We start from the raw sequence: 10,854 nt of genomic DNA on the forward strand, positions 1-10,854 counted from the left end.
TAGGAGGTCAAGAGGGAAGAACACGCATGAGGGTCAGATTACTTTGCGATTTTGCACTTACCGGACGAGCGGAAGGTGTTTTTGTAGCCAACGGCCTTTACCTGGACCTTCGCCGCGTTACTTGATTTCTGACGCGTCAGGCGGAAGCTCAGTTTGGGGATAACCGTACGACCACTATTGGTCTCGGTCGCTTTGAAGCCTTTGACTTTCCAAGAATAAGTCGCGCGCTTGGCATTGTCGACCGCAAGCTTACCCTTGATCGGAGCGCCATAGACGTCTCTGATCAAACCGTCGAAGACTCCGATCTTTCCATCTTCATCAGTGATAATCATCACTGGAGGAATGTAGGGGCCAGCCTTGATATTGCATTCATAAACAGTTGCCGAGGCGGCGCTCGCGAACATCACTGTTGCCATGGCAATTGCGCCAAATACTCGATATTTCATAGGATACCTTTCGTCGATATGGGGGCAGTTTTTTGACAAGATGAGCTGTACGTATCACGCGATCAGCTTTGGACGTTACTGGTTACTTGACGACGCACCAACCGCTATCGCGCCAGGTGTTGCGATATCCGACCGGCTTCATGTGGATTTTCGCCTTCATCGAAGGCTTCAGAATCGTCAACCGATAGACCCGGTTTGCAAAGGTCTTTCCATTGCTCCCCGTCGACGTTCCCTCAAACTTGCGCGTATTGTAGCCGAAAGTTACACGCTTGTTGTTGTCAGTGATCTTGCTCACCTCGATCGGCTTTCCGACGTAGTAGTCAATCACCTCATCAATGATTGTCGCCGTTCCGTTCTTCTCGTCATACTCAACGCGCATCGTCGGACCCATCCAGTTTCCACCAGATTTGCTCATCTTCAGCTTGCATTCATATGTCGTCGCGAGCGCCGGCAGTGTCGTTGCAAGAATTGTAGCGCCAGCAATCAGGGGAAGTAGATTTTTCATGTAATCAACACCGTAACATATATCAGACTCAATCGAGTCTATCGCACGCAACCATTGCGAGATCAACCAGTGACTGTAGGGAAAGTCAGGATAAAAAAACACGGCCTACGAAATGCAGGCCGTGCTCAAATGTTCGCCAGCGAACGTCCTGCGGCGTTAGATGCGCACCTCGCCACCCAGCTTTGCCGCATCTTTCAACAAATCGAACGCGTATTGTGCGACGGATCGGAAGCAAACCAGAACCACGGTCTCACCATTTTCCAGAAAGAAGGCCGCCGGAATTTGGGCGATGCGCGAACGGCGCAGCATGCCGGGTTGCATGATTGACATATCAGCGGGTGCAAGCTTGGCGACCACCTCCCGACAGGCGGTCCCTGTAACACGATAGACTGCCCGCGCATCCGAGACGTTCACGACCAGCGCATGTTCCTTGGCCAGTGTCTTAGTGGCGGCTTCAACCACTTTCGGGGCGTCTGCGTGATCGACGATCAACAACAACTCGTCCGGCGACATCCAGCCCGCACGACCTTTCTTGCCTTCGGCGATTTCGCCCTGCCCCGGCATCGCAGCACCCGTCGCGGTTTTCACCGCTTTGGCGACACCCGCCGACGACAGGTCGCCACGCAAGGTGATCATGCCAATCAGACCGGCCTCTTCGACCTTGCAGTAGCCATCAAAGCTTGCACCTTGGAGTGCGGAAACAGCATTAGACATTTTGCTTCTCCCCGTCCTTGTCATAGAAGACTGGATCGCAAATCCGAGCCTGTATTACTTTTCCTGAACCGTCCACGGTTGGGAAATCTACCACCTCGCCCATCCGGTCGGGCCCGTACAACACAAGCCCCATCGCGATGCCCTTTTTCAGCGTCGGTGAATAATAGGTCGAGGTCACGCGGCCAATCATGTTGCGTTGGCCGTGAATATTGTCGCCTTCTCCAACCGCGTAGGCACCATCTGGCAGAACCGAGCCGTCAATGGTCTCCAGACCAACCAGCTTCCAACGCTCAGGATCAGTCATATGTGACCGCTGCTGCGCACGTTTGCCAAGGAAGTCCTCTTTCTTTTTCGAGATCGCCCAGTTCAGTCCCAGATCCTGCGGGATCACGGTGCCGTCCGTTTCGTCGCCGATCATGATAAAGCCCTTCTCGGCCCGCATGATGTGCAGGCATTCGGTGCCGTAAGGCATGACACCGAATTCCTCGCCTGCTTCCATTAGCGTATCCCAGAAGGCGCGGCCTTGGCTGGCGGGCACGGCGATCTCGTAAGACAGCTCGCCCGAGAAAGAAATCCGATACACACGAGCGTCAAAACCGCCCAAAGTGCCGTCTTTCCACTGCATGAAGGGCAGCGTTTCCTTGGAAACGTCCATTCCGCCCAGTTTCTCAAGCACTTTGCGGGCGTTCGGGCCAACCACAGCAACCTGAGCCAGTTGCTCGGTCACATTGGCGACATAGACTTTCCAGTCCCACCATTCGGTTTGCAGCCATTCCTCCATCCACGCGTGGATGCGATCAGCGCCACCGGATGTGGTGTGACACAGCCAAGTGTCCGCGTCGATACGCGCCACAACGCCGTCATCCGACAAGAACCCGTTTTCCGAGCACATCAGACCATAGCGGCATTTTCCGACAGCCAAGTTCGACATCATGTTGGTGTACATCATGTCCATGAACTTGCCCGCGTCGGGACCTTTCACGATCAGCTTACCTAGTGTGGACGCATCCAACAGACCAAGGTTTTCGCGGGTGTTCAGAACCTCGCGATGGACCGCCTGTTCGTTGGGCTCATTCGGCTTGGCATAGCAATATGCACGACGCCAGTGACCGACCGGTTCCATATACGCGCCAGCCTCTTCGTGCCAATCGTGCATCGGTGTGCGACGAATTGGCTGGAAGATTTCGTGGCGTGCTTCCCCCGCAATCGCACCGAAGCTGATCGGCGTGTATGGCGGGCGGAACGTGGTGGTGCCAGTCATCGGAATCTCTTGACCCAACGCATCAGAAAGCACCGCCAAGCCATTGATGTTCGACAGCTTACCTTGATCGGTCGCCATGCCCAATGTGGTGTAGCGCTTGGTGTGCTCAACGCTCTCATACCCTTCGCGCGCCGCCAGCTGCACGTCCGAGACCTTCACATCATTCTGATAATCCAGCCACATCTTCATGCGTTTCTGGTGTCCCGCACCCTGCGGCATGATCCAGACAGGCGCCATGGGTTGCGAGGTTTCCGCATCCGCCTTGGGACCAGCCTTGCGCACGGCCTTGCCGCCCGCTGCTTTCGCCGCCTGCTTGCCCGCGTCATAGGCATTGGCCAGTACGCCTGCCAAGTCCATCGGACCCGAGGCCGAGCCCGCGGTAACCACGAAAGCCTCGCCGTCATGCCCCGTCGGCGCACGATCAGGATCGGGACGGAAATGCGCTTGCGCCTCGTCCCATGTCAGCTTGCCACCGCAATGCGACCAAAGGTGCACAACGGGGGACCAACCGCCCGACATGGCAACTGCATCGCACTCGATTTCCTCAAGCGCAGCTCCCTCGCCCGCTTGCAGGCAGATCGAGACGCCGGTGACGCGCTTGCCACCGTTCACTTTGGCAATGGCACGACCCGGCTCAACCCGGATACCTGCGGCACGAGCAGCCTCGGCCAACGCGCCCGTCACTTCTGGGCGCGCGTCAAGGATAACCGGAACTTCAAGCCCCGCCTCTTTCAAGGCCAGCGCGGTGCGATAGGCGTCGTCATTGTTGGTGACAACCACAGTGCGATCGCCAATGGACACGCCCCAGTTCACCGCGTAATCACGCACGGCCGAGGCCAGCATGACGCCGGGAATGTCGTTGCCAGCAAAGGACAGCGGGCGCTCAATGGCCCCCGTCGCGGTCACGATTTGCTTGGCACGGATACGCCACAAGCGGTGACGCGGACGGTCGTCGCCTGGCGTGTGATCGGCCACACGTTCATAGCCCAGCGCATAGCCGTGGTCATAAACGCCCGACCCCATCATGCGGGTGCGCAAGGTGACGTTGTCCATGGCTTCCAGTTCGGCCAGAGTGGTCGCGATCCAATCGTCAACGCTCTGCCCGTCAATTTCGCCGCCGTCCACAGGCGCACGTCCGCCCCAATGGTGGGTTTGCTCCATCACCAGCGTTTTCGCACCGGAACGACCAGCGGCCAGAGCAGCGGCCAGACCAGCAACACCGCCGCCAACGACCAGAACATCTGTGTGGTGATAGAAATGCTCGTAGCGATCCACGTCCGCCTCGGTCGGCACTTGGCCCAGACCAGCGGATTTGCGGATGATCGGTTCGAACAGGTGCTTCCACGCGGCCGCGGGGGCCATGAACGTCTTGTAATAGAAGCCCGCCGGCAAGAAGCGCGCGGCGTAGTTGTTCACAACGCCCACGTCGAACTCAAGGCTCGGCCAGTGGTTTTGCGAGGTACAGGTCAGCCCATCAAACAGCTCGGTCGTGGTGACGCGCTGGTTGGGTTCAAAACGCCCACCCTGCCCCAAATTGACCAGAGCGTTGGGTTCTTCCGCGCCCGAGGCCACAACCCCACGCGGACGGTGGTATTTGAACGACCGCCCCATCAGCATCTGGTCTTCGCCCAGAAGGGCTGCGGCCAGCGTGTCGCCCTCGTACCCCTTCATACGTTTGCCGTTGAAGGTGAAGTTTTTCGGTTTTGAACGGTCGATCAGACGACCGCCATTTGCCAGACGGGTGCTCATTTATAGCCCTCCCATTCGGGATGTTTCTTTTTTACCGCGTTGATGATCGCCTTGGGCGGCTCATAGGTCTGGGCGGAATAGGTGCCGTAAACCTCAAGCGTCATGGTGTTGCGCGCCGCGTGGAACCACTTGCCGCAGCCCGAGACATGCCGCCAGCGTTCAAAGTGAACGCCTTTGGGGTTCGCACGGTGGAACAAATAGGTTTCGAAATCATCATCGGACGAGCCGGGGCCAAAACGCTTCAGATGCGCCTCGCCGCCGCCATGCAGGTCCGTTTCATCGGCCATCACGCCGCAATAGGGGCATTCAAGAATTAGCATTGTCAGACTCCGAATAAACGTAGCATGGGACCTCAACTTCGGAGAAAGCTGGATCGTTGTTTTTGTAATCTTCGGTTACAGAAAACCTCCCGTCACTATCCATCCGAACGGTGAAACTTTCAGGGGCGACTTCATCTTTCTCGAGGCGACCACGAGGGTTCACGTCAAACCGTGCAACCCCTGCTGATCGATCAAGCAAACCTAGACTAACTTTCCAACCCCGACTTTTTGTCAGCGACAAAGCTCGGTATCCGCCACCAACCACGACATCAATGTCCTTGAAATTTATAGAGTAGCTTCCTTCGATACCACCGGGATATGGGCACTCCAGCTTATCTGGGAACGGATCATTACTCGTTTCTGGTTTCGTGCATGCAGCCATCGCTATCAAAGAGACGCCACCGCATGTACACAAAAGAGCTAAGCGTCTCATCAGTGAGCCACCCCCGCAGCCACGCTCTCATCAATAAAGCGCCCTTCAGTGAAGCGGTTCAGGCCGAACGCGCCAGCCAGCGCGCCGGGTTCGCCTTTGGCGACGGTCTCGGCCATGGCCCAGCCTGATCCGGGGATCGATTTGAAGCCGCCGGTGCCCCAACCGCAGTTGATGAAACAGTTGCCCAAGGGCGTCTTACCGATGATCGGTGAGCGGTCACCGGTCACATCCACAATGCCGCCCCATTGGCGCAGCATTTTCAGGCGCGAAATGATCGGGAAGGTCTCGACCAATGCGCGCACGGTTTCCTCCACGTGGTGAAACGATCCGCGCTGGGTGTAGTTGTTGAACCCGTCGGTGCCGCCGCCAATCACAAGCTCGCCCTTATCGGACTGAGACATATAGCCGTGCACGGTATTGGCCATAACAACCACGTCGATGCAGGGTTTGATCGGTTCAGACACCAGCGCTTGCAGGGCGACGCTTTCCATTGGCAGACGGAAGCCCGCCATATCGGCCAGATGGCCTGCGTTGCCCGCAACAACCATCGCCAGCTTGTCGCAATCAATCTGTCCGTGGGTGGTATCAATGCCGGTGACGTTGCCGCCTGACTGGCGCACGCCGGTCACTTCGCATTTCTGGATGATGTCCATACCCATATCGGAACACGCACGCGCATAACCCCACGCGACCGCATCGTGACGGGCCGTGCCGCCACGCGCCTGCCACAGCGCGCCCAGAACGGGATAGCGCGGGCCGTTGATGTTCATAATCGGCACAAGTTCTTTCACGCGCTGGGGCGAGATGAACTCGGTTGTTACGCCCTGAAGCGCGTTTGCGTGCGCCGTGCGCTCGTAACCGCGCACTTCATGCTCGGTCTGGGCCAGCATCATCACGCCACGGGGGCTGAACATGACGTTATAGTTCAGGTCCTGGCTCATCGTCTCGTACAGAGAACGCGCCTTCTCGTAGATCGCCGCCGAGGGGTCTTGCAGGTAGTTCGAGCGGATGATCGTGGTGTTACGACCCGTGTTGCCGCCGCCCAGCCAGCCCTTTTCGATGATCGCCACATTGGTGATCCCGAAGTTCTTGCCCAGATAAAACGCCGTGGCCAGCCCGTGACCACCTGCCCCCACGATGACAACATCGTATTTCTTCTTTGGCTTGGGCGACGCCCATGCGCGCTCCCACCCTTGGTGATAGCGCGCAGCCTCGCGCGCAATGGCAAATGCAGAATAACGTCGCATGCGATTCCCCTGTTGGGCCTTCGGTTCATGTCGGTTTTACGCGCAAGCGACGTTTTGCCAATGCGATCCAGCGTCATTTGGAAAGAAAAAGGCGACATAGGGTGAAAAACACCGGCTTTCACAACTTCGTAATTGTCGCACTTGACCAATAAGGGTTTTGCCTACGCCCAATGCGCATTACATGGGGATAACGCAAACACGCGGGGGACGCATGGTATTCTGGCTGATCATCGGGGCAATAACGCTTATCACCATACTGATACTGGCGCGGCGGATGATGACGGCGCGGGCGCTAACGGACGCGGCATCATCAGAAAGCGGCACGCAGCTAAGCTCGGATATGAAGGTCTATCGCGATCAGCTGAAAGAGCTTGAACGCGACGTCGAGCGCGGCACGATGTCCCCGCAAGACGCCGACCGCGCCCGCATCGAAATTTCACGTCGCCTGCTGGAGGCTGACAAAGCCCTGCAAGCCCGCATTGTCGCAAGCGATGCACCAGAAAAACTAAGCCGTCTAACCCTTGCCCTGACGGCCGTGGGACTGGCGTGTGGGGCCTTCGGGCTTTATTGGCTGATGGGGTCACCGAACCTGCCCGATCTAGGGCGCGAAAAACGGATCGAGATGAGTCAGGAGATGCGGGACAGCCGCCCCTCTCAGGTCGAAGCCGAAGCAAAGATGCCCGTGTGGCCCGGCCCACCCGTTGAAGCACCTGCCGACTATCTGGAGCTTATTCAAGGCCTGCGCGACGCGCTGGTAAAACACCCAGACGATCCGCGAGGGCTTGACCTGCTGGCTCAACATGAAGCGGCAATTGGAAACATGGTCGCCGCACGCAAGGCCATGGGACATCTCATTGAAGTTAAAGGGGACGCCGCCACTGCCGATGACTATGTCCGGCAGGCCGACCTGATGGCCGGTGCGGCCGGCGGCTTCATCTCGCCCGAAGCAGAAAACATGCTGAAGAACGCGCTGCAACTGGACCCCGGCCACCAACTGGCACGCTACTACACGGGACTTATGTTTGCCCAAAATGGCCGCCCGGATATGGCCTTCCGCCTTTGGCGTGGCCTGCTTGAAGAAGGTCCGGCAACAGCGATTTGGTGGACGTCAGTCAGATCGCAGATTGATAGCCTCGCGGCCCATGCTGGTGTGGAATACACCCCACCAGAAACGCCCACAGAAGCGCCAGCGCAACCGGGTCTGGCGGGACCCACGGCTGACGACATTGCAGCCGCAGAAGGCATGAGCCAAGAAGATCGCCGTGCCATGATACAAGGCATGATTGACCAACTGTCCGAACGGCTTGCGACCGAGGGTGGCACACCCGAAGAATGGGCCCGTTTGATCAGCGTATTGGGCGTCGTGGGCAACACAGAACGAGCAACGGCCATCTGGACCGAGGCGCAAACCCGCTTCAAAGACCATCCAGCGGCACTGGCCACTGTCAAGGCCGCTGCCGAACAGGCCGGGCTCGCCCAATGATTTTCGAAACGGTCGAGGATTTTGCCGCCGAGCTGGCCCCGATGACGGCGCTGGCTGGGCTGGATCTTGGCACAAAGACGATCGGCGTTGCTGTCTCAGACGGCTTTCGGCAGGTCTCGACACCGCTGGAAACAATCAAGCGCAAGAAATTCACGGCCGACGCAGACCGCTTGCTTGAAATCGCCACTGACCGCCAACTGGGCGGGCTGGTGCTGGGCCTGCCCCGTAACATGGACGGGAGCGAGGGGCCACGATGCCAATCCACGCGCGCATTCGCCCGCAACCTTGCGCGCCTGACCGACCTTCCTATCACGTTCTGGGATGAACGCCTGTCGACCGTCGCCGCCGAACGGGCGCTTTTAGAGGCGGATACGTCCCGAAAGCGTCGCGCAGAGGTGATCGACCACGTCGCCGCCGGTTATATCCTGCAAGGGGTACTGGACCGCATGAGGCATCTGGGATGAGCAAAGATATCTGGAAACGCGACGAGATCGAGAGCCCTTGTATCAACATCTGCGTGGTCCATCCGAAGGCCCGCATTTGTACAGGCTGCTTTCGCTCGATCGAGGAGATCGGCATCTGGTCATCGCTGTCGCCCGAAGCACGGCAAACTATCATGAACGACCTCCCTGCGCGCAAGGGGCTGCTGACCCAAAGACGCGGCGGCCGAAAGTCCCGCCTCGCAGAGGAGTGATCAGGCTCACCGCAACGTGACGTGACTTTGCTTAGGCCACAGCTAGGCTGAGGCAAAGGAGACACCATGCCCAAGCTCATCAAGATCGCCATCGCCTGTTGTGCCATCGCATCCGCTGCACCAGCCCTGTCCGCAGACTGGAAAACCCGCCCCACGGACACCATGATGACCGCGGACCAGCTGACACAAGCGTTGTCCGGGCAGACATTGACCTACTACGATGGAGGCACGTCGGCATTTCAAACCGATGGGAAGTATTCGTACACCTATGGCAACGGTGGCACATGGTTTGGGCATTATGTCATTGGTGATGACAGTACGGCCTGCGTTACCTTCGTAACAGGTGTGTCCCGCTGTGATCTCTACGTGGTCAGTAACGAAAAACTGACCGTTATCACCGAAGAGGGCCAGAGGTTTCCGATACGATCTGTCCAAGCCAACTGAACAGGTCATACGCAAGGGTTTTCAAGGGGCTTTGCCCCTCGCACTTTCAGTGCTCACCCCAGGATATTTCTGGAAAGAAAATAAGGTTTTGTTAACCGTGAGCGCACATATTGAGCCTGCGGTACAGGCGGGGACGCCGATGGCCGTGAAAGGAAATGAGTTCGTCTCAAGTCGAACTTCAGACGAATTTGTCCATCGCGTTAGTAGTTGACCTTTTCCGCAAGAACCGGGCGTTCATGCAGAATGCAACGAATGCCCGGTTCGAGCCCGACCTGTAAGCTCCATTTTCTCGCTGCGCGCGCTCGGAGCGTAAGAAATGCCGCATGAGCGAGCAATTCCGCGCCGCTACGCGGTGGTAAGATCGGCCATTCATCCCAGCTACAATAAGGATCAGTGCGCGATTTTTCAGACTACGGACCAAGTGGGTTGTTGCCGCAGCCGTAACCTTAGCGCTGTTTGTGCAGGGCCGCCCTTAGTGAAAAATACTCTGCCGACGGACAGTCACCCGGTCAGAACTGCCTAAATCTCTTGTAGAGGGAGGTTGAGAACCTGATCGTTGGGCGCACTATCAGCTATTTGAGACCTGTCTGGTGTTCGCTGCACCGTGGCGGCCGCCGGAGCCCAATGTTGCGTTGTTATGGGGGAGTTTGGGCGCTGTGTGGTTTGGTCGGGTTTTGTGTGGGGTTGGTGAACAAAAGAGCGACAAAACTGCCTTTATATCAATGTGGTCAACATTCCCCAAATTAGTCACAATGAACTAAAGCCTTACGTCAGGGAAATACTACTTTCTGGTGTTGACTCAACCTTTGGGTGTCGAAATACAACATCTAAAGAAGTATTGTTTCAACTTTGCCTTGATTTGAGCGGGTATTAGGTAAGTTCTGAGAAGTTTTGATGGTTGACGAGAAACAAAGCGGCCTACCAAATTCAGATAGAGGTCGGCCAGTGCGCACAATAGATGGTCACGATATCACGGATTCGATGAACGGGAGAACTATTGATTTCTCGAAGGCCTTATTTGCAGCACTGATTTTGAGCTGTTTTGGTGTGACGCTTGCGCTGGGTAGCGAGGTCGACAGTGTACTGTTGGTTGGTGAGGTTGAAGAAACCGCGAAACCTGAAAGCACCATTTGTGAATGCCTATCTCGAAGACCTTACGTTTCCAGGATAAACACACAGACCACTGCTGAATTTCTCCAAGCATTCCAAACAGACCCGACTGATCTGCTTCAAACGGATTTGATTGTATATATGTTTGGTTATCCTCTGTCGGAGGAAACCACGCAGTTTGCGATGCGGTCAGATGATCTCAACACTCTGCTTTCCGCAATTGAAATCAGTCAAGGTTCGCCCGGATCTTCCACTATTTTGACCGGTGGAATTCCAGGGACAGTGCGCTCGGTGTTTAGGTGTACTCCTGATGGTGATCAGGAAACTTGCTTATTTTTATGGTCGCGCAAAGACCCTCCTACTCAACAAGATTTGTGTAATCCGCTTTCAGCAAAGCTGGCGGATTGAATCTCCCCGCAACTGTTAATCATGTCCCTAATTACCGACC

Annotated in this window: 11 protein-coding genes; 5 read left to right on the forward strand and 6 right to left on the reverse strand. The window is 56.7% G+C overall.

From position 1 onward, the window contains the following. Window positions 1-38: 38 nt before the first annotated feature. The 6 genes from V6N04_RS08675 to V6N04_RS08700 all read right to left on the reverse strand — a co-directional run bounded on the left by V6N04_RS08675 (window position 39) and on the right by V6N04_RS08700 (window position 6,675). Window positions 39-446 carry a hypothetical protein gene (locus V6N04_RS08675; protein WP_371169754.1) on the reverse strand — a complete coding sequence of 136 codons (408 nt, stop codon included), beginning with the start codon at window positions 444-446 and terminating at the stop codon, window positions 39-41. Between the two features lie 82 nt (window positions 447-528). Next, window positions 529-951 carry a hypothetical protein gene (locus tag V6N04_RS08680; RefSeq protein ID WP_371169755.1) on the reverse strand — a complete coding sequence of 141 codons (423 nt, stop codon included), beginning with the start codon at window positions 949-951 and terminating at the stop codon, window positions 529-531. A gap of 156 nt (window positions 952-1,107) precedes the next feature. Then, complete coding sequence (locus tag V6N04_RS08685) at window positions 1,108-1,665, reverse strand: sarcosine oxidase subunit gamma (RefSeq protein WP_371169756.1); 558 nt, start codon at window positions 1,663-1,665, stop codon at window positions 1,108-1,110. Next, window positions 1,658-4,675, reverse strand: a complete 3,018-nt coding sequence (locus V6N04_RS08690) for a sarcosine oxidase subunit alpha family protein (RefSeq protein ID WP_371169757.1) — start codon at window positions 4,673-4,675, stop codon at window positions 1,658-1,660. The genes V6N04_RS08685 and V6N04_RS08690 overlap by 8 nt, the downstream gene beginning before the upstream one ends. Then, window positions 4,672-4,995: a sarcosine oxidase subunit delta gene (locus tag V6N04_RS08695; RefSeq protein ID WP_371169758.1), complete on the reverse strand. Its 324-nt coding sequence runs from the start codon at window positions 4,993-4,995 to the stop codon at window positions 4,672-4,674. The genes V6N04_RS08690 and V6N04_RS08695 overlap by 4 nt, the downstream gene beginning before the upstream one ends. A gap of 432 nt (window positions 4,996-5,427) precedes the next feature. Next, the gene (locus V6N04_RS08700; protein ID WP_371169759.1) at window positions 5,428-6,675 is read right to left on the reverse strand and encodes a sarcosine oxidase subunit beta family protein; all 1,248 of its coding nucleotides are present in this window, start codon (window positions 6,673-6,675) and stop codon (window positions 5,428-5,430) included. A 211-nt stretch (window positions 6,676-6,886) separates the two neighbouring features. Between V6N04_RS08700 and ccmI the strand changes: the two genes are divergently transcribed. From ccmI to V6N04_RS08725, 5 genes are all read left to right on the forward strand, one after another. Next, a complete protein-coding gene (ccmI, locus tag V6N04_RS08705) occupies window positions 6,887-8,158 on the forward strand; it encodes a c-type cytochrome biogenesis protein CcmI (protein ID WP_371169760.1) in 1,272 nt (423 codons plus the stop codon). Beyond that, the gene (gene ruvX, locus V6N04_RS08710; protein ID WP_371169761.1) at window positions 8,155-8,622 is read left to right on the forward strand and encodes a Holliday junction resolvase RuvX; all 468 of its coding nucleotides are present in this window, start codon (window positions 8,155-8,157) and stop codon (window positions 8,620-8,622) included. Before ccmI ends, ruvX begins: the two co-directional genes overlap by 4 nt. Then, window positions 8,619-8,852 (forward strand): DUF1289 domain-containing protein, encoded by a 234-nt coding sequence (locus tag V6N04_RS08715; RefSeq protein ID WP_371169762.1) that lies wholly within the window; start codon window positions 8,619-8,621, stop codon window positions 8,850-8,852. The genes ruvX and V6N04_RS08715 overlap by 4 nt, the downstream gene beginning before the upstream one ends. A 66-nt stretch (window positions 8,853-8,918) precedes the next feature. Further along, on the forward strand, window positions 8,919-9,296 hold the full coding sequence (locus tag V6N04_RS08720; RefSeq protein ID WP_371169763.1) for a hypothetical protein: 378 nt from the start codon (window positions 8,919-8,921) through the stop codon (window positions 9,294-9,296). A gap of 894 nt (window positions 9,297-10,190) precedes the next feature. Then, on the forward strand, window positions 10,191-10,814 hold the full coding sequence (locus V6N04_RS08725; RefSeq protein ID WP_371169764.1) for a hypothetical protein: 624 nt from the start codon (window positions 10,191-10,193) through the stop codon (window positions 10,812-10,814). The last annotated feature ends 40 nt before the right edge of the window (window positions 10,815-10,854 follow it).

This window comes from Aliiroseovarius conchicola (assembly GCF_041403445.1).
GTDB classification, from domain to species: domain Bacteria; phylum Pseudomonadota; class Alphaproteobacteria; order Rhodobacterales; family Rhodobacteraceae; genus Aliiroseovarius; species Aliiroseovarius conchicola.

Coding starts and splice junctions, on each gene's coding strand:
- V6N04_RS08695 (WP_371169758.1), bottom strand. CDS start 4,995: ATGCTAATTCTTGAATGCCCCTATTGCGGCGTGATGGCCGATGAAACG.
- V6N04_RS08700 (WP_371169759.1), bottom strand. CDS start 6,675: ATGCGACGTTATTCTGCATTTGCCATTGCGCGCGAGGCTGCGCGCTAT.
- V6N04_RS08675 (WP_371169754.1), bottom strand. CDS start 446: ATGAAATATCGAGTATTTGGCGCAATTGCCATGGCAACAGTGATGTTC.
- ccmI (WP_371169760.1), top strand. CDS start 6,887: ATGGTATTCTGGCTGATCATCGGGGCAATAACGCTTATCACCATACTG.
- V6N04_RS08680 (WP_371169755.1), bottom strand. CDS start 951: ATGAAAAATCTACTTCCCCTGATTGCTGGCGCTACAATTCTTGCAACG.
- V6N04_RS08725 (WP_371169764.1), top strand. CDS start 10,191: ATGGTTGACGAGAAACAAAGCGGCCTACCAAATTCAGATAGAGGTCGG.
- V6N04_RS08715 (WP_371169762.1), top strand. CDS start 8,619: ATGAGCAAAGATATCTGGAAACGCGACGAGATCGAGAGCCCTTGTATC.
- V6N04_RS08690 (WP_371169757.1), bottom strand. CDS start 4,675: ATGAGCACCCGTCTGGCAAATGGCGGTCGTCTGATCGACCGTTCAAAA.
- ruvX (WP_371169761.1), top strand. CDS start 8,155: ATGATTTTCGAAACGGTCGAGGATTTTGCCGCCGAGCTGGCCCCGATG.
- V6N04_RS08685 (WP_371169756.1), bottom strand. CDS start 1,665: ATGTCTAATGCTGTTTCCGCACTCCAAGGTGCAAGCTTTGATGGCTAC.
- V6N04_RS08720 (WP_371169763.1), top strand. CDS start 8,919: ATGCCCAAGCTCATCAAGATCGCCATCGCCTGTTGTGCCATCGCATCC.